Below are 18,288 nucleotides of genomic sequence, written 5' to 3'. Positions count from 1 at the left end.
TCCCGAGCACCGGGGGCCACCGCGCGGGCTTCCGCTCAGCCTCCCAGCTGGAGCCCATCGGCCGCCTCCTCCACCATGCCGACGCCGAGGCGGCTGATGCGGACGGTGAACGGTTCCCCCGCCACCCGCAGTCCGGCAAGGCGCAGCGCACCGAGCGGGGCGCCCGCCCTCGGGGCCACGGCAACCGTGCCCGCCGGGGCGTCCGGGCGGATGCCGGCCAGGGCGGTGAGCACGTGGATCCCCGCGGCCGCGGCCACCGCGGCGGGCCGGCAGGCCGCCGGGTGCGGCAGGGGCACGCTGCCCGCGGTGCGCTGCTCGGCGGCGTGCATCTCCGGCAGCCGGTACCCGAAGGCCTCCGCCGCGTCGAGCAGGCCCCGCAACAGCCCGGCGGCCTCCTTCTCGAAGCCGGCCTGGGCCAGGCCGGCCACCGCGACGGCGCTCTCGTGTGCCCGGACCGCTCCCGACCTGTGGCCGAAGGGGTTGTGTCCGGGCTCTCGGGCCGCCATGCTCCGCAGCCCCCATCCCGAATCCATGGCGGGGGCTCCGAGCAGCCGCGCGAGCTGTTCCGTGCGGACGGCGTCCAGCAGCCCGGGCGCCATCCGGCCCCCGCCGAGCAGGCCCGTGTCCAGCAGGTGCGCGGCGGCTCCGGTGAGCCGGGGCAGCGGCCGGCCGTCGGGGTGCAGGGCGGCGGCGGGGCGACCGCCGTCCGGGCCGTCGATCCAGAACCGGGCCCGGAACCTCTCCCGCAGGGCGGCCGCCCACTCCCGCCACTCCCCCGCTGCGCCGCGCCCGCACCCGTCCAGCAGGTCGGCGCCGAGCAGCGCGGCCCTGTACGCGTGGGCCTGGGTCTCGCAGCGCCGTGGCCCCGGGTCGGGGTCGGCCAGGAACCCGTCCTCCCCCAGCGCACCGCGCAGCCAGTCCAGGCAGCGCTCCGCGACGGGCAGCAGCCGGGCCACCTCCTCCTCGGGCAGGCCCCACCGCCGGGCCTCGGCGAGCACCGCCGGGAAGCCGAGGGTGGCTTCGGTCCCGGTGCACCCGGGCGGCAGCTGCGGCCCGGCGGCCCGCAGCGGACCCGGGATCTTCCCCGCGTCCGGGCCCCGGCCCCCGGTCTGCCCCCGGGCCAGGATCCGCAGCGTGGCGGCGGCCAGTCCGGTGCCGAGCGGCAGCGCCATCCGCGCGGCCCACAGCGACTCCGCCGGGGCCGGCCCGAGCCGCCACGGCACTCCCGCCGCCGCGAAGGCGTCGCCGGGTTCCGCGGGGTCCCGCAGGAGCAGTGCCCGGAGGTCTTCGACACTGGTGCGGAACCACGCCTCGGCCCTCGGGTCGTCCCCCTCGGCGCGGGCTGCGGCCAAGGGGTTCGCGACCTGCCCCGCGGGGGCCCGCGCGGTGCGGTCCCGGGTGGTGCGCAGCTCGATGGTGCGGGACTCGCCGGGGCCGAGTTCGAGCTCCCACCGCAGCAGCCCGGCCGAGGCGAGGGCATCGTCGGGGGCCGGCTCGGCGGTGGTGACCGCGAGGGCGTCCCCGCTGCTCCACCGCAGTCCGGCGGCGTGCACCCCGGCGGCGATCTCCGGCCCGGCGCGGCCGGCGGCCACCGCGCCGAGGTCGGCCAGGTCGGTGCCGAGGGAGAGCTCCACGGGCAGGCGCAGGGGGCGGGCGGCGAAGCTGCGCACGGTGATCCGCTCGGTGCCGTCGGCGTGGCGGATCCGTTCGACCCCGATGTCGGGATCCGGCCCGGGTTCGATGCCGGTGCGGACGGTGGCGGTGAAGGAGGCCCGGTCCGCGCCGATGCTGCGGCCCTGGAGGGCGACCGGGTCCCGGCCTGCGACGCGCAGCACGCAGCGGGAGAGCAGCCGGCGCCCGGAGCGGTAGATCCCGTCGATCCCCCGCCCGGTCAGCTGGCCGTGCTCGGGCGAGATCGCCAGGCAGGGCGCGGCGACACAGATGACCGCCCCGTGCACGGGAGGCAGCTCGACCCGCCGCCCGGGACCGGCGCCCGTCTGCCCGGGCATCCCGCCACCCGAACCCGTTCCCTCGGACGGTCCGGGCGGCAGCCCCGCAGCAGTGCCCCGCCCCGCGGGGCCCGGCACTCCGTCGGCAGCGGACGGCTGCTCCGACACCCGCCCCGAAGCCGGCCCGGCCGGCGCGCCGGCCCCCGGCAACAGGCCGCCCGGCCCGGCCGAGTCGCCCAGGCGCTCCGGCGGGTGCTCCGTCCGGGATCCGGGGGCGGGGGCCGCCGGGCGGGGCGCCGGGGTGGGAGGGGGCCCGGACGGGCCGCTTCGGGGTACGGGGGGAGCCATGTGCCGCCTTGTCTGCGCTCCGGCCGGTTCTGCGGGGCGGCGGCGCGGCCGGGCCCCCACCACCCCCCAGCTGAACGCCCCCACCCCCGCCCGGGTCACGGGCCCCGGTGGCGGCTGCCCGTACCGGACGGCCCGGCCCGGGCGCGCGGCCCGGCCCGCCGGACCCCGCAGGAGCCTCCCCGGGCCGCGACGGGGGCTCACTGCCCGCGCCCCTCGGTGCGGCGGGAGGCGCGGTGGCGCTGTCCCGTGCGGCGGCCCGGCGGGCGGGTGGCTCCGGCGGGCCGCTTGCGGCCCGGCTCCCGCCGCCTGCGCTCCTCCCGGAGGCACTCCCGCAGCCCTTCGGGGTCGATGCCCTCGTTGCAGGCGTGGTGGAGGAGCTGGGCGAACCTGTACTCGGCGTCGGCCCGCAGGGCCAGTCCGAACGCGATCCGGGCGGTCGGCTCGTCCCCGGTGGACCACGAGACCCAGCCGGCCAGGGTCAGCGGGGCCGCGGCGTGTTCCCCGTAGGCGCCGACGCAGCGCCTGGCCAGGGCCCGCCAGAGCCGCAGGGCGGGTGCGGCCTCCTCGTCCTCCATCCACTCGGCGGCGATGTCGCGGATCTCCCGGTCCTGGAGTCCGAGGATCACGGCGGCGGCCTCGTCGTGGCCGAGCAGTGCGTCGTCCCAGTCGTCGGCGCGGGGTCCGCCCTCGGCGGGCGGTGCCTGCGTCAGCCGCGTCATCAGGGTCCGCGCCATGGCGAGGGTCTGTGCGCCGACCTCCTCCCGGGTCGTCCCGTCGAGGATCCGCGGGACCAGGGCGGTGGCGGCCCGCTCCAGCGCCTCTTCCTGATCGGCGGCCCAGGCACCGACGAGCGGGGTCAGCCGGCCCTCGATCTCCTTGAGGGAGCCCCGGACCTGGAGCCCCGCGAAGGTGGCCGCGGCGGCCATCACCGAGGTGCCGGGCGGGGTCAGCGGGTTGCCCTCTGCCGGGCAGCAGCCGTCGTCGCCGCAGGTGTAGGACCAGTAGCGGCCGGCGGAGAGGCACAGCGCCTCCAGGACGGGCACGTCCAGGGCGCCGCAGGCGATCCGCAGCCGCTGGGCGAACGGCCGCAGCCGGGTCATGACCCGCTGCCCGCTCTCGCCGCCCCTGGGGTCCTGGCAGAGGAAGACCACGATGCCGTCGGGCTTGGCGGCGCGCCGTTCGCTGCCGCGGACGAGGCATTCGGCGACCTGCCGGGCGGTGTCCTCCCATTCGGCCGGGGCGAGGGGGATGCCCACGCGCAGCCGGCCGCCGAAGCGTCCGTTCTCGCCGTGCACGGCGACCATGACGAGGGAGTCGGTGGGGTGGAAGCCGAGCATGTAGGGCAGCGCGTCGGCCAGTTCCGCCGGGCTGCGCAGGGTGATCTGGGGTTCGGCGGGGGTTCCGGACGGGCTGATGGAGGGCCGTCCGGACGGGGCGGACGGGCTGGATGATTCGTGGTTCGTCGTCATGCGTCCGACGGTCCCGCGCCCGTTCCGATCCGGAAACCCCTGTGGATAACTCGTTCGATCTTCAATTTCCACAGGTCCGGATCCGCATTGGCGCGATGTCAGAGCCATCGGGTTGCATGGGGGCATGAACGCAGACCTGAGGTCCTCGGCCGATTCCGTACTCGCCCGTCTGGTGGGCGACCCCACGGGCACCGCGCGGCTGCGCGAGGACCAGTGGCGGGCGATCGAGGCCCTCGTCGCGCACAAGCGGCGCGCCCTGGTCGTCCAGCGCACCGGCTGGGGCAAGTCCGCGGTCTACTTCGTGGCCACGTCCCTGCTGCGGGCGGGCGGCGCCGGCCCCACCGTCATCGTCTCCCCGCTGCTGGCGCTGATGCGCAATCAGGTCGAGGCCGCCGCACGGGCGGGCATCCACGCGCGCACCATCAACTCCGCCAACCCCGAGGAATGGGAGGGGATCCAGGCCGAGGTGGCGGCGGGCGAGGTCGACGTCCTGCTGGTCAGCCCCGAGCGGCTCAACAACCCGGACTTCCGCGACCAGGTGCTCCCCAAGCTGGCGGCCGCCACCGGCCTGCTCGTGGTCGACGAGGCGCACTGCATCTCCGACTGGGGGCACGACTTCCGTCCCGACTACCGTCGGCTGCGGACGATGCTCGCCGATCTCCCTCCGGGCGTCCCCGTGCTGGCGACGACCGCCACGGCCAACGCCCGGGTGACGGCCGACGTCGCGGAGCAGCTCGGCACGGGGGCCGGCACGGACGCGCTGGTGCTGCGCGGCCCGCTGGACCGCGAGAGCCTGAGCCTGGCGGTCCTGTCCCTGCCCGACGCCGCGCACCGGCTGGCCTGGCTCGCCGACCACCTCGACCGGCTGCCCGGCTCCGGGATCATCTACACGCTGACGGTGGCCGCCGCCGAGGAGGTCACCGCCTACCTGCGCCACCGCGGGCACACGGTGTCCTCGTACACCGGAAAGACGGAGAACGCCGACCGCGAGCAGGCGGAGAGCGACCTCCAGGCCAACCGGGTGAAGGCCCTGGTGGCGACCTCCGCCCTCGGGATGGGTTTCGACAAGCCCGACCTGGGCTTCGTGGTGCACCTGGGCTCGCCGTCGTCCCCCATCGCCTACTACCAGCAGGTCGGCCGTGCCGGCCGCGGGGTGGAGCACGCCGAGGTGCTGCTGCTGCCGGGCCGTGAGGACGAGGCGATCTGGCAGTACTTCGCCTCGGTGGCCTTCCCTCCGGAGGAGCAGGTGCGCCGCACCCTGGACGTGCTGGCCCAGGCGGGGCGCCCGCTCTCGCTGCCCGCGCTGGAGCCGATGGTGGACCTGCGCCGCACCCGTCTGGAGACGATGCTGAAGGTGCTCGACGTGGACGGGGCCGTCCACCGGGTGAAGGGCGGCTGGACCGCCACCGGGGAGCCGTGGGCGTACGACTCCGAGCGGTACGCCTGGGTGGCCCGGCAGCGGGCCGCCGAACAGCAGGCGATGCGGGACTACGCGTCCACGACCGCCTGCCGGATGGAGTTCCTGCGCCGCCAGCTCGACGACGAGGAGGCCGCCCCCTGCGGCCGCTGCGACAACTGCGCCGGCGCCCGCTTCACTGCGGAGGTGTCCGGCACCGCGCTGGACACCGCGCGCGGCGAACTGGGGCGCCCGGGAGTGGAACTGGAGCCGCGCAGGATGTGGCCGACCGGACTCGCCGCGGTGGGCGTGGACCTGAAGGGGCGGATCCCGGCCGGGGAGCAGTCCTGGACCGGACGTGCCCTGGGCAGGCTGTCCGACATCGGCTGGGGCAACCGGCTGCGCCCCATGCTGGCTCCGCAGGCGTCCGACCAGCCGGTTCCGGACGATGTGGCGCAGGCCGTGGTGGCGGTGCTCGCCGACTGGGCCCGGGGTCCAGGCGGTTGGGCCTCGGGGGGCGCGGACGCTCCGGCGCGGCCGGTGGGCGTGGTCGCGCTGCCTTCGCGCAGCCGCCCTCAGTTGGTCGGCTCCCTGGCCGCGCGCATCGCCGAGGTGGGGCGGATCCCCCTGCTGGGGACGCTGGAGTACACGGATCAGGCCCCGCAGTTCGGGCTGCCGTCCTCGAACAGCGCCCAGCGGGTCCGCGGGCTCCACCAGGCGTTGACCGTGCCGCCAGCCCTGGCGGCGAGCCTTTCCGAGGTCCGGGGTCCGGTGTTCCTCGTCGACGACCGCGCGGAGAGCGGATGGACCCTCGCGGTGGCCGCCCGGCTGCTGCGGCGGGCGGGGGCCGAGGGGGTGTTTCCGCTGGTGCTGGCGCTCCAGCCCTAGCGGAATGCGTCATCTTCGGCGGGGCGGGGCAAGGATATGAGCGGCATACCGGCGAATTCCGGTCCGCGGCCGCAAATGCTCATTGCCCCATCCTTGCGGGCCACGCGAGAATCGGAGTGCTCCCGCTCGGCTCGTCGGCACTCTCCTGGGCCGCGCTGCGGCGCGCCCACACCTCAGCCGTGCCCGTACGCGGGCGTGTACCCGAAGGGAGGACCGTGACCTTCGGATTCGCCCCGTCCTCGACCACGTCACTGGCAACGGCGGCGGGTGGCGCAAGCCGGCACGGAAGACTGCTCGAACCCTCCGAGTGGACGGCGGCGGGGATACCCCTGCTCCGCAATCCGCGCGAAGTGGTCAGCGGGCTGCACTCCCGGCACAGCCCGGCGCCGTCCACCGCCGTCATAGCCGTGCTCGGCCCCGAGGAACAGCTGGTCGCCAGCGCCTCGTTCGTGCAGAAGTCCGTTTCGGCGGACGGCTGGGAGTACCGCAACGCGCTGCTGTCGCGGCTGCGCCGGGTCCTCCCGCACGACCTGCGGCGCCGGACCCCGGTCCGGACGGCGGTCCTGATGTACTGCCGCGACGGCGACGACCGCTGGACCGAGGAGGACGGCGCCTGGATGTGGGGGCTGCGCGACGCCTGCACCCTGCACGGGCTGCGCTGCGGCGCGTACATCACGCTGACCCGCGGCGGCTGGCAGGTGGTGGGTGAGGGCCGGGGCGGGCGGCGGCCCGGTTCGGACTCCCGGCCCGAGCCGCTCGGCTCCCTGACGCCCGAGCTCACGCCGCTGACCCTGAGCACCGTGGGCGGCACCTCGGAGCCCCTGCGCCGGACCGCCGCGCGCTGAGCGGAGCCCGCGCCAGGCCGGTTCGCAAGCCGGCTCGCGCCGCCGGGTACGCGCACGGGCAGCCCTCACGGCCGTACTCCCGGCGAAGGGGGTACGGCTGGTCGGGCTCCGGACTTCAGCGGGGCCGGCCCATGGCCCGCCCCGCCCCTCGCCCGTGCGGGATACGGGGCGTCAGACGCCCGCACCCAGCACGGAGTTGATCTGCTTGACGTCGCCGCACACGATCAGCAGCGCACCTGCCCGTCCGAGCGCCACCGGCAGTGCGGTGGAGGTCGCCGAGGCCGGTCCGCCGTTGGCCGCGAAGACCACGACAGGGCGTCCGGAGGCGCGCTGCACGTGCGCCGCGTCCGCGTAGAAGACGTCGTCCCCGGCGTCGTGCTGGGCCCAGTAGGAGGCCTCGCCGAAGGACAGTTCGTGGGCGGCCCACGGGTGCGGGTCGCCGGTGGTGATCACCAGGATCTCACCGGGCGCGCGCCCGGTGTCGAGCAGCAGGTCCACGGCCTCCTCGGCCGCGTCCAGCGCGCCCTCGGCGGAGGCCGGGATCAGCTGGACCTGCGGGACCGCCGCCGAGACGGACGGTGCGGCGGGGGCTGCGGGAACGGGTCCGGGGGTGGTCTCCGCCACGCGCGGCGCGGGCGGAGCGGGCCGGGGGGCGGCACCCGCGCGGTTCGCCGCCGCGGGTGAGGGACCGGGGCGCCCGGGCCGGGGGACGGCTGCGGGACGCGGACCAGGTACAGGGCGGGGGGTCTGCGCGGTGCGGCTCGCGGCCGGCGTGACGCGGGGACCCTGGGCACTCTCGTGAATCTGAGGCTCCTCGATGGCGGGGGTGAGAGGCATGAGTTGATATCTATCAAACACCGGTACGAAACGTACCGGTCGGTGGCACGTGGGTGCGATCAGAAATCGAAGCCGAGTTGGCCTCCGTTTTCCAGTTCCAGGGCTTCCTCGCTGCGGCGCACCTTCTTCAAGTGACGCCACTGGGGCAGCGCGTCGAGGTAGGACCACGAGAGCCGGTGGTACGCGGTGGGCCCGCGCAGTTCCAACGCGGCCCGGTGCACGGGCGAGGGGTAACCGGCGTTCGCGGCGAAGGCGAAGTCCTCGATCCCCTCCCCCGGTTCGCCGAGTTCGGCCATCATCCGGTCGCGTCGGACCTTGGCGATCACCGAGGCCGCGGCCACGGCGATGCAGGACTGGTCGCCCTTGATGACCGTCCGGACCCGCCAGGGCGGGCCGAGGTAGTCGTGCTTGCCGTCGAGGATCACCGCGTCGGGCCGCACCGGAAGCGCCTCCAGTGCGCGGACCGCCGCGAGCCGCAGGGCGGCCGTCATCCCGAGTTCGTCGATCTCCTCCGGGGTGGCGTGTCCGAGGGCGTGGGCGGTGACCCAGTCCTCCAGGACCTCCAGCAGCGCGTCGCGCCGCTTCGGCGTGAGCAGTTTGGAGTCGGTGAGCCCCTCGGGCGGCCGGCGCAGGCCGGTGATCGCCGCGCAGACGGTGACGGGACCGGCCCAGGCCCCTCGTCCGACCTCGTCGACCCCGGCGATGACCTTGGCGCCGGTGGTTGCACGGAGGGAGCGCTCGACGGTGTGGGTGGGTGCTTCGTACGGCATGGCGCCAGCAAGGTTACGCCGCCCCGGGCCGCCTGCACACCCCGGCCCGGGGCAAGCGGCGCCGGGGCGTCGCCGCGAGGCCGCGGGGCGGGCCGGAACCATGCCTTCCGGTGCCCTGCCCACGTCCCGCCGGGCCCGGGAGGAAGGGCCCCGACGGGCTCTCGCGGAGGCCGCCGTCCAGTTCCCCCACGGTTCACATCCGGAGCATCGGCACCATCACCCCGTCGATCATCTCCGCGATCTCGACGTCGGGCCATTCGCTTCCGCACACCTTCGCCCGGTACATGAGCATCGCCGGGATCACATCGGTGAGCATGGGTCCGGTGGCGTCGGCCCGGACGTCACCTCGCTCGATTCCCCGCTGGAAAAGCGCACGTATCACCACGTGCGCCGGCTCGTGCAGTCCCTTCCAGATCACTTCACGGAACAGGCCGGCATGGGCGTGGTCGCATTCGTGAAGGACTGCACGCAGAGCCACGCCGGCCTGGGAGTGCATCACGTCCCGCATCCGCACGCACAGCCGGTAGAGGTCCTCGCGGACCGATCCCTGGTCGGCGATCTCCCCCAGCGCGGGCAGCCCCGCCCGCAGCACCTCCGCCACCAGGTCGGTCTTGGTGGGCCAGCGCCGGTAGACGGCCGCCTTGCCGGTGCGCGCCCCGGCCGCGACCGCCTCCATGGTGAGGGCATTCCAGCCCACGGTGCTCAGCTGCTCCAGGGCCGAGTCCAGAATCGCCCGTTCGAGCGCCGGCCCCCGCCTGCGCGCCGGAGCCGCCCCCGCCGACCAGCCCGAATCCGTCATGCCCGTACCTCCGACCGGCCCGCGCGGTTCCCCGCACACATTTTCAGCCTTAGTGAACGCTTGCGTTCCCTGCGTTCGGGCTCCTACCGTGGACCCGCAGTGAACGAATGCGTTCACTATTTCACTTCGGGGGGATCCAAGTGACAAGCGCTCAACTCGCCCCGCCCCGGATACCGGGGGCCGCCCGGCGGCCCGGACGTCCGGGGGTGGCGCTCGCCGTCATCGCCGCCTGCCAGCTCATGGTCGTGCTCGACGCGACCATCGTGAACATCGCGCTCCCGCACATCCAGACCGCCCTCTCCTTCTCCACCACCGACCTGTCCTGGGTGATCAGCGCCTACACCCTCGCCTTCGGCGGGCTCCTGCTGCTCGGCGGCCGGGCCGGCGACATCCTGGGCAGGCGCCGCGTCTTCGTGGCCGGAATCCTGCTGTTCACCCTGGCCTCCCTCCTCGGAGGCTTCGCCCAGGAGCCCTGGCAGCTGATGGCCGCCCGCGCGCTCCAGGGGATCGGCGGGGCCATCGCCTCGCCGACCGCCCTCGCCCTGATCACCACGACCTTCGCCGAAGGCCCCGACCGCAACCGTGCCTTCGGGGTCTTCGCCGCCGTGTCGGCCGGCGGCGGCGCCGTCGGCCTGCTGGCCGGCGGCATGCTCACCGAGTGGCTCGACTGGCGCTGGGTGCTCTTCGTCAACGTGCCGATCGGCGTGCTCATCGCCGTCCTCGCGCCGCTCTACATCAACGAGTCCGAACGCCACCCGGGCCGCTTCGACGCCGCCGGAGCGCTCACTTCCACCGCGGGCATGACCGCCCTCGTCTACGGGTTCATCCGCGCCTCCGAGGACGGCTGGCGGGACTCCCTGACCATCGGCTCCTTCGCCGCCGCCCTCGCCCTGCTCGGCCTGTTCGTGCTCGTCGAGTCACGGGCGGCCGAACCCATCATCCCGCTGCGGATGTTCGCCGACCGCAACCGCGCCGGCACCTACCTGATCATGCTCGGCCTCGCCGCCGCCATGTTCGGCATGTTCTTCTTCATCGTCCAGTTCGTACAGAACGTCCTGGGGTTCTCGCCCATCCAGTCCGGCCTCGGCTTCCTGCCGGTGACGGTGGCGATCATCGTCGCCGCCGGGCTCTCGCAGCGCTTCCTGCCGCGCCTGGGACCCAAGCCGTTCATGGTCGCCGGCTCGGCGCTCACCGGGACCGGCCTGGCCTGGCTGACCTTCATCCGCACCGACAGCAGCTACCTGTCCGGCGTGCTCGGCCCGATGCTCCTGTTCGGATTCGGCATGGGCCTCAACTTCGTCACCCTCACCCTCACCGCCGTCTCCGGCGTGGCACCGCAGGAAGCCGGCGCGGCCTCCGGCCTGCTGAACGCCAGCCAGCAAGTGGGCGGTTCGCTCGGGCTGTCGATCCTGGTCACCGTCTTCGGCACGGCCGGTCGCGACGAAGCCGCCCAGCAGGTGCCGGACTTCATGGCGCACGCCGAACCGGGTCAGCTGGCCGCCTTCAAGGAGACCGGGCAGCTGCCGGACCCCTGGGGGGACCTCGTCCTCACCCAGGGCATCTCCACCGCCTTCATCGCCGCCGTCGCCATGGCGGGACTGGCACTGGCCACGGCACTGCTGGTGATCCGGGTGCGCAAGAGCGACCTGGAAGCGCTGAGCGGAGCCGCCGCCGAGGCCGGCCCCGCGGCCTGACCGCGCGGCCCGTACCCGCCGTGCGGCCACGTCCGGGACAGACGTACGAGGAGCACCGGGCGCGGAACCACCCCCGCACCCGGCCCCCTCCCGCCCGGCACCGGCACCACCCGCCCGGAACCCGTCAGCAGCGGGAACCCGTCAGACGGGCAGGCCGGGCAGCCACGCCGGGAGCGCCTCGGTCCGGTCCAGCCAGGCCTGCGGCAGCGCCGCTTCACCGCGCCCGCCCAGTACCCCGCCGACGATCGCGCAGGTGGTGTCCACGTCGCCGCCCACCTGCGCGGTGGTCCAGAACGCCCGCTCGAAGTCGTCCAGCGCCCGGGCCGCCGACCACAGCGCGAAGGGCACCGTGTCGTGGGCGCTCGTGCGCCGCCCGCAGCCCAGCACCGCGGCGACCGTCGTCGCGTCGCCGTAGTCCAGCATGTCCCGCGCCCGCCGCACGCCCGCGCCCACGGCGCTGCGCGGCACCAGCGCGATCACCCCGTCCAGCAGTTCGGCGGCGGTCGGCACCCCGGCCGGGGACGCCGCCAGCGCGGCCGCGGCGGCGACGGCCATGGCCCCGCACACCGCCTCGCGGTGCTGGTGGGTGGTGTAGGCGGAGATCTCCGCCTGGTGCGTGGCCTGCTCGGGGTCGTCCGCGTACCAGGCGCCGAGCGGGGCGATCCGCATGGCGGCGCCGTTGCCCCAGGAGCCCTGGCCGTTGAACAGCTCGGCGGCCAGCGTCCGCCAGTCCTCGCCCTCCCGGACCAGGCGCAGCATCCGGTTCACGGCGGGCCCGTAGCCGCGGTCGAAGTCGTGGTGGTCGGCGAAGGACGCCGCCAGGGCGTCCTGGTCGACGCGGCCGTGCACGGCGAGCACGGCCAGCACCGAGCAGGCCATCTCGGTGTCGTCGGTCCACTGCCACGGCTCGCTGCCGGCCGGCAGCTCGCGCCGCTTCAGCAGCGGATAGTTGACGGGGACGAAGTACTGGGAGCCCAGGGCGTCCCCGAGGGCCAGCCCCCGGAGGCTGGACAGGGCGCGTGCGTAACGCGTTTCGGAAGTGGAATCAGCGGTCATCGCGCGTCACTCTAGCCGTCCAGGTCATAAGGCTCGGGTGTGGTCCACCGCTCAAACGGGCGGTCCATCCGGTACCGGCCGTCGGGTCCGAGCAGCAGGACGCGGTATTCGCCGTTGCCCGGGTTGGACAGGGCCTCGAACTCGGCGACCGACCAGTGGAACCAGCGCATGCAGAACAGCCGCATGGTCAGCCCGTGGGTGACCAGGAGGACGTTCTCGGGGTGGTCCGGGGCCTCGAAGCTGCGGTAGAGGCTCTCCAGGAAGGAGCCGACGCGGTCGTAGACGTCGGCGCCCGACTCGCCCTGGGCGAAGCGGTAGAAGAAGTGCCCGTACGCGTCCCGGTACGCCTTCTGGAGCTTCACGTCGTCGCGGTCCTGCCAGTTGCCCCAGTCCTGTTCGCGCAGCCGGGGCTCCTCGCGCATGCGTACCCGTGCCGGGTCCAGCCGCAGCTCGCGGAAGGTCTGCAGGGTCCGGCGGTAGGGGGAGACGTACGCGCTGATGCTCTCCTCGCCGAACAGCTCGCGCAGCCGCTCCCCGGCGGCCGCGGCCTGCCCGTGGCCGGTGCGGGTCAGCCGCAGGGCGTGGTCGGGCTCCCGCTCGTACACCGTGTCGTCGACGTTCCCCTCCGATTCCCCGTGCCGGACAAGGACGATGCGCCGTGGTCGAACCATCCCCCGACCCTATGCGGCCGCCCGGGCGGGTGTGCCCCGGGCACGCCGGTCGGGGGTGACGTTCGTCCTACGGTCATACCGTCCAGCCGGGTTCGAGGTCGACGACGTCCCCGGTGAGCGCCTCCACATCGGCCTCGGTCTGGGCGCGCAGCGAGAGCCGCTCCACCCGCTCCTGCCGGTACTTGCCGTGCTCCGCCGCCGCCCGCCACATCGACAGCACCAGGAACTCCCGTCCGGGCGCCTCCCCGAACAGGCCCCGGATCATCCCGGGCGAACCCGCCATGGCGGGGTTCCACACCTTCTCCTGCATCAGCGCGAAATGGTCCACGCGCCCCTCCCGCACCCGGGTGTGGGCGACGCGCACGACGTCGGCGTCGCTGAAGCGCGGCTCGAAGCCGGTCTTCACGTCGAAGCGGTGGTCGAAGAGCGTCACGCGGGAATCGGTGTAGGTGCCGTTCTGCGAAGCCGCCAGTCTGTCGTGCGAGCGGGCCATGAAGGAGTCGTAGAAGGAACGGCTCTCCCAGAACGCGAAGACATGCGCGACCCCCTGCCGGCCTCTGCTCCAGCCGCCGCCCTGCCCCCGGAATCCCGGTTCGCCGGGCAGCCCCGCCCACTTGCGCTGCCCGCGCTCGAACCCGCGTCGGTCCGTCACCGTGCAGCGAATCCACTTGACCAGCACCGCGCCATCGTACGGGCCGGGCGGGGTCCGGGTCAGTCCCCGGAGCGGTGGATCCGTACCAGTTCCGCCGCATCCCGCTCGGGCAGGCGAAGCCCGAACTCCCGGTCGAGGAGGGCGGGCAGCCCATCGGAGTCCACCTGCTCCCGCTCGGTCCGCCCGTCGGGGAAGAGCCGCGTCAGCTCGCGCCCCACCAGCGTCCTGCGCACGGTGTCCCCCGGGAGCTGCACGATGGTCGTCCCGACGAACGCCGACCGGGGGTGCGTGGAGCTGTAGTGGTTCAGCACGACGTAGTCGACGGGGTGGTACCGCTGCGGAGAGAAGGCGTACAGGTCCCACCAGCCCTCCCCGCGGCGGGCCCGGAGCACGAGGACGCCTTCCTCCTCCTCGTGGACCGCGTACGTCCACGGGCCCTGGTGCACCTCGGTGCCGGGCCGCGCGAGCGGGACGGGCTCGCGCGGGCCCATGTAGCCGAATCCCGCGTCGCACAGCCACGGTTCGCCCTCGACGGTGACGACCAGCACCGCGTGCGTCACCGCCAGCAGGGAATCCCCCCGGGTGCGGTTGCGAGCACCGCGCCCTGAGACCTCGAAGCCGATCCGCTCCAGGGCGGCGGCCAGCAGCGAGTTCTGCTCGTAGCAGTAGCCGCCCCTGCGGGCGCGTACGAGCTTGTCCTCCAGGGCCTTGACCTCCAGCTCGACGGGGCGGCCGAGCAGGACGTCCAGGCTCTCGAAGGGGATGGCGGCGGTGTGGGCCCGGTGCACCTCGTACAACGTCTCCAGGTCCGGGCCGAGTTCCCGCGACGCCCGTCCCGTCCCGCCGGCGAGCCCGATCCGCGCCAGGTAGGCGTCCAGGTCCAGTTCGTCACCGCTCCACATGGCTCTCCGCTCCCCCGCCGTGAAATCCCCGTGCCCGCGCGCACCCGGGCCCCGCACAATGATCGCCATGACCGCCTTGCACACCAACCCCCTCTTCGCCCGTCTGGAATCGGCGCAACGCGTGCTCGTCGCCGGCGCCGGCGGGGGCTTCGACATCTACTCGGGCCTGCCCGTCGCGCTGTCGCTGCTGCACCAGGGCAAGGAGGTGCACCTGGCGAACCTCTCCTTCAGCACCCTCGCCGGACTGCCGGCCGAGGAGTGGCCGGCCCCCGACCTGGCCGCCGTCACCCCCGACTCGGCGCCCCACCTGTCCTACTTCCCGGAGCGGACCCTCGCACGGTGGCTCCGGCTGCACCGCTACCCCTCGACGGTGTACGCCTTCCCCCAGGTCGGCGTGCAGCCGCTGCGCGCCGCCTACCGGGCGCTGATCGACCTCCACGGGATCGACGCGGTGGTACTGGTCGACGGGGGCACGGACATCCTGATGCGGGGCGACGAGGCGGGCCTCGGCACCCCCGAGGAGGACCTGACCAGCGTGGCGGCGCTGGCCGCACTGGACGACGTACCGGAACGGCTCGTGGTGTCGGTCGGTTTCGGCGTGGACGCGTACCACGGGGTCAGCCACGCCCTGGTCCTGGAGAACATCGCGGCGCTGGAGCGGGACGGGGCGTACCTCGGCGCGTTCTCCATACCCCGGGCGACCCGGGAGGGGGCGCTCTTCCTGGACGCGGTGGCCCACGCCCAGGACCACACGCCGGACCGCCCGAGCATCGTGGCGGGCTCGGTCGCGGCGGCTGTCCGCGGATCCTTCGGCGACGTCCGCTTCACCGAACGCACCCGGGGCAGCGAGCTCTTCGTGAACCCGCTGATGTCCCTGTGCTTCGCCTTCGAGCTGCGCGGGATCGCCGACCGCTGCCTCTACCTGGACCGCATCGAGGACACCCACCTGATGCGCCAGGTCCACTCCAGGATCGCGGAGTTCCGCGAGGACCTGGTCACCCGCCCCTCCCGCGCGATCCCCCACTGACGAGCGCCCCGGCGCGGGTACGGCGAAGGGGACCGGCCACGGGCCGGTCCCCTTCGTTCACGTGCGGCGGGTCAGCGGTCGGCTACCCGCACGGGCTCAGCTGCAGCCGCTGGTGGAGCCGCAGCCCTCGCAGATGTAGCAGGAGCCGGCGCGCTGCATCTTCGTACCGCAGGAGAAGCAGAGCGGGGCGTCGGCGGAGACGCCCATCTGCATCTCGACCAGCTCGGCGTTGCTGTGCGCCGTCTTGGGGGCCGGGACCGGGACGATCGCCACCGGCTTGGCCACGGCGGCGACGGGCGCCGACTGGGCGAGGGACTCGGTGTCGAGCTCCTCCTCGTCGAGCGGCTCGTAGGAGCCGGTGTCGAGGTGGCGCTGACGCTCCTCGGCGGAGTGGATGCCGAGCGCCGAGCGGGTCTCGAAGGGCAGGAAGTCCAGCGCCACGCGACGGAAGATGTAGTCGACGATCGACTGCGCCATCCGCACGTCGGGGTCGTCCGTCATACCGGCCGGCTCGAAGCGCATGTTGGTGAACTTCGCGACGTACGTCTCCAGCGGGACGCCGTACTGCAGGCCGACGGAGACGGCGATCGAGAAGGCGTCCATCATGCCCGCGAGGGTGGAACCCTGCTTGGACATCTTCAGGAAGACCTCGCCCAGGCCGTCGTCCGGGTAGGAGTTCGCGGTCATGTAGCCCTCGGCGCCACCGACCGTGAAGGAGGTGGTGATCCCCGGGCGGCCCTTGGGGAGGCGCTTGCGGACCGGGCGGTACTCGATGACCTTCTCGACCGCCGTGCGGATGGTCTCCTCGGCCTTCTCGGTGATCTCGGCCTTCTCCTCCTCCTTCTTCTTGGCGGAGAGGGGCTGGCCGACCTTGCAGTTGTCGCGGTAGATCGCGAGCGCCTTGACGCCCATCTTCCACGCCTCGAAGTAGATCTCCTCGATCTCCTCGACGGTCGCCGTCTCGGGCATGTTGACCGTCTTGGAGATCGCGCCGGAGATCCAGGGCTGGATCGCGGCCATCATGCGGACGTGGCCCATCGCGGAGATGGAGCGCTCGCCCATCGCGCAGTCGAAGACCTCGTAGTGGTCGGTCTTCAGGCCCGGGGCGTCGACGACGTTCCCGTGCTCGGCAATGTGGGCGACGATCGCCTCGATCTGCTCTTCCAGGTAGCCCAGGCGGCGCAGGGCCTGCGGGACGGTGCCGTTGACGATCTGCATCGAACCGCCGCCGACGAGCTTCTTGAACTTGACCAGGGCCAGGTCCGGCTCGACACCGGTGGTGTCGCAGGACATCGCGAGGCCGATGGTGCCGGTCGGCGCGAGGACGGAGGCCTGGGCGTTGCGGAAGCCGTTCTTCTCGCCGAGGCGCAGGACGTCCTGCCAGGCCTCGGTGGCCGCGGCCCAGATCCCGTTGTCCAGGTCGTCGGTGCGCGGCGCGACGGCGTTGGCGTCGGCGTGCTGCTTCATGACGCGCTTGTGCGAGTCGGCGTTGCGGGCGTAGCCGTCGTACGGGCCGACGATGGCGGCCAGCTCGGCGGAGCGCTTGTACGCGGTGCCGGTCATCAGCGAGGTGATCGACGCGGCGAGGGTGCGGCCGCCGTCCGAGTCGTAGGCGTGGCCGGTCGCCATCAGCAGGGCGCCGAGGTTGGCGTAGCCGATGCCGAGCTGGCGGAAGGCGCGGGTGTTCTCGCCGATCTTCTGCGTCGGGAAGTCCGCGAAGCAGATGGAGATGTCCATCGCGGTGATGACGAGCTCGACGACCTTGGCGAAGCGCTCGGCGTCGAAGGACTGGTTGCCCTTGCCGTCGTCGTTCAGGAACTTCATCAGGTTCAGCGAGGCGAGGTTGCAGGACGTGTTGTCCAGGTGCATGTACTCGCTGCAGGGGTTGGACGCGGTGATGCGGCCGGACTCGGGGCAGGTGTGCCAGTTGTTGATCACACCGTCGTACTGGATGCCCGGGTCGGCACAGGCCCACGCGGCCTCGGCGAGCTTGCGGAAGAGCGCCTTGGCGTCGACCTTCTCGATGACCTCGCCGGTCATGCGGGCGCGCAGGCCGAACTCGGTGCCGTTCTCGACGGCCGTCATGAACTCGTCGTTCACGCGGACGGAGTTGTTGGCGTTCTGGTACTGGACGGACGTGATGTCGTCGCCGCCCAGGTCCATGTCGAAGCCCGCGTCGCGCAGGGCGCGGATCTTCTCCTCCTCCTTCACCTTGGTGGCGATGAAGTCCTCGACGTCCGGGTGGTCCACGTCCAGGACGACCATCTTGGCCGCACGGCGAGTGGCGCCGCCCGACTTGATCGTTCCTGCGGAGGCGTCGGCGCCGCGCATGAACGAGACCGGGCCGGAGGCGTTGCCGCCGGAGGAGAGGAGCTCCTTGGAGGAGCGGATGCGGGAGAGGTTCAGGCCGGCGCCGGAACCGCCCTTGAAGATCATGCCCTCTTCCTTGTACCAGTCGAGGATCGACTCCATGGAGTCGTCGACGGCCAGGATGAAGCAGGCGGAGACCTGCTGCGGCTGGGGCGTGCCGACGTTGAACCACACCGGGGAGTTGAAGCTGAAGATCTGGTGCAGGAGGGCGTAGGTCAGCTCGTGCTCGAAGATCTCCGAGTCGGCGGGGGACGCGAAGTAGCCGTGGTCGTCGCCGGCCTTCGTGTAGGTCTTCACGATGCGGTCGATGAGCTGCTTCAGACCGGTCTCGCGCTGCGGGGTGCCGACGGCGCCGCGGAAGTACTTGCTGGTGACGATGTTGACCGCGTTCACCGACCAGAAGTCGGGGAACTCGACGCCGCGCTGCTCGAAGTTGACCGAGCCGTCGCGCCAGTTGGTCATGACGACGTCACGGAGCTCCCAGTTCACCTCGTCGTACGGGTGCACGCCGGGGGTGGTGTGGATGCGCTCGATCCGAAGGCCGCCCTTGGCCGGCTTGGTCCCCTTGGCGCGGGAACCACGTGCCGAGCTGCTCGCCGTCTCTGTCATGCCGCC

The 18,288-nt window shown here is 73.4% G+C and carries 14 protein-coding genes; 4 read left to right on the top strand and 10 right to left on the bottom strand.

Annotation, left to right across the window (positions count from 1 at the left end):
- Positions 1–35 precede the first annotated feature (35 nt).
- Both ACIPW5_RS07415 and ACIPW5_RS07410 read right to left on the bottom strand, forming a co-directional pair.
- Positions 36–2,009 (bottom strand): glycogen debranching N-terminal domain-containing protein, encoded by a 1,974-nt coding sequence (locus tag ACIPW5_RS07415; protein WP_401241613.1) that lies wholly within the window; start codon positions 2,007–2,009, stop codon positions 36–38.
- 485 nt (positions 2,010–2,494) lie between these two features.
- Complete coding sequence (locus tag ACIPW5_RS07410; protein WP_401241612.1) at positions 2,495–3,766, bottom strand: DUF4192 domain-containing protein; 1,272 nt, start codon at positions 3,764–3,766, stop codon at positions 2,495–2,497.
- 124 nt (positions 3,767–3,890) lie between these two features.
- Here ACIPW5_RS07410 and ACIPW5_RS07405 point away from each other — a divergent pair, with 124 nt between their 5' ends.
- Together ACIPW5_RS07405 and ACIPW5_RS07400 are read left to right on the top strand one after the other, a co-directional pair.
- Positions 3,891–6,050, top strand: a complete 2,160-nt coding sequence (locus ACIPW5_RS07405) for a RecQ family ATP-dependent DNA helicase (protein ID WP_401241609.1) — start codon at positions 3,891–3,893, stop codon at positions 6,048–6,050.
- A gap of 215 nt (positions 6,051–6,265) precedes the next feature.
- Positions 6,266–6,895: a hypothetical protein gene (locus ACIPW5_RS07400; protein ID WP_401241608.1), complete on the top strand. Its 630-nt coding sequence runs from the start codon at positions 6,266–6,268 to the stop codon at positions 6,893–6,895.
- Between the two features lie 171 nt (positions 6,896–7,066).
- Here the strand turns inward: ACIPW5_RS07400 and ACIPW5_RS07395 are convergent, their stop codons facing one another.
- The 3 genes from ACIPW5_RS07395 to ACIPW5_RS07385 form a co-directional block, all read right to left on the bottom strand.
- Positions 7,067–7,732, bottom strand: coding sequence for a hypothetical protein (locus ACIPW5_RS07395; RefSeq protein ID WP_401241605.1), 666 nt, complete (start codon positions 7,730–7,732; stop codon positions 7,067–7,069).
- Positions 7,733–7,791: 59 nt separating this feature from the next.
- Entirely contained in the window at positions 7,792–8,502 is a 711-nt protein-coding gene (locus ACIPW5_RS07390) for a ribonuclease HII (RefSeq protein ID WP_401241603.1), read from the bottom strand.
- Positions 8,503–8,695: 193 nt separating this feature from the next.
- Positions 8,696–9,301 (bottom strand): TetR/AcrR family transcriptional regulator, encoded by a 606-nt coding sequence (locus tag ACIPW5_RS07385; RefSeq protein WP_401241600.1) that lies wholly within the window; start codon positions 9,299–9,301, stop codon positions 8,696–8,698.
- A 140-nt stretch (positions 9,302–9,441) separates the two neighbouring features.
- On the opposite strand from ACIPW5_RS07385, the gene ACIPW5_RS07380 reads away from it, so the two are divergent.
- Positions 9,442–10,995 carry an MFS transporter gene (locus ACIPW5_RS07380; RefSeq protein ID WP_401241598.1) on the top strand — a complete coding sequence of 518 codons (1,554 nt, stop codon included), beginning with the start codon at positions 9,442–9,444 and terminating at the stop codon, positions 10,993–10,995.
- 141 nt (positions 10,996–11,136) lie between these two features.
- On the opposite strand, the gene ACIPW5_RS07375 is transcribed toward ACIPW5_RS07380, so the two are convergent.
- The 4 genes from ACIPW5_RS07375 to ACIPW5_RS07360 all read right to left on the bottom strand — a co-directional run bounded on the left by ACIPW5_RS07375 (position 11,137) and on the right by ACIPW5_RS07360 (position 14,276).
- Positions 11,137–12,051: an ADP-ribosylglycohydrolase family protein gene (locus tag ACIPW5_RS07375; RefSeq protein ID WP_401241595.1), complete on the bottom strand. Its 915-nt coding sequence runs from the start codon at positions 12,049–12,051 to the stop codon at positions 11,137–11,139.
- Between the two features lie 11 nt (positions 12,052–12,062).
- Positions 12,063–12,722 carry a histidine phosphatase family protein gene (locus ACIPW5_RS07370; RefSeq protein WP_401241593.1) on the bottom strand — a complete coding sequence of 220 codons (660 nt, stop codon included), beginning with the start codon at positions 12,720–12,722 and terminating at the stop codon, positions 12,063–12,065.
- A 73-nt stretch (positions 12,723–12,795) separates the two neighbouring features.
- Positions 12,796–13,401, bottom strand: a complete 606-nt coding sequence (locus ACIPW5_RS07365; RefSeq protein WP_401241592.1) for a YdbC family protein — start codon at positions 13,399–13,401, stop codon at positions 12,796–12,798.
- 32 nt (positions 13,402–13,433) lie between these two features.
- Positions 13,434–14,276: an arylamine N-acetyltransferase gene (locus tag ACIPW5_RS07360; protein WP_401241589.1), complete on the bottom strand. Its 843-nt coding sequence runs from the start codon at positions 14,274–14,276 to the stop codon at positions 13,434–13,436.
- Between the two features lie 67 nt (positions 14,277–14,343).
- Here ACIPW5_RS07360 and ACIPW5_RS07355 point away from each other — a divergent pair, with 67 nt between their 5' ends.
- Positions 14,344–15,303, top strand: a complete 960-nt coding sequence (locus tag ACIPW5_RS07355) for a DUF1152 domain-containing protein (protein WP_401241587.1) — start codon at positions 14,344–14,346, stop codon at positions 15,301–15,303.
- 96 nt (positions 15,304–15,399) lie between these two features.
- Here ACIPW5_RS07355 and ACIPW5_RS07350 read toward each other — a convergent pair whose 3' ends face one another.
- Positions 15,400–18,282: a vitamin B12-dependent ribonucleotide reductase gene (locus ACIPW5_RS07350; protein WP_401241585.1), complete on the bottom strand. Its 2,883-nt coding sequence runs from the start codon at positions 18,280–18,282 to the stop codon at positions 15,400–15,402.
- Positions 18,283–18,288: the final 6 nt, after the last annotated feature.

This window comes from Streptomyces sp. NPDC090077, assembly GCF_044747545.1.
Classification (GTDB): Bacteria; Actinomycetota; Actinomycetes; order Streptomycetales; family Streptomycetaceae; genus Streptomyces.
This window is presented reverse-complemented; position numbering and strand designations above follow the sequence as displayed.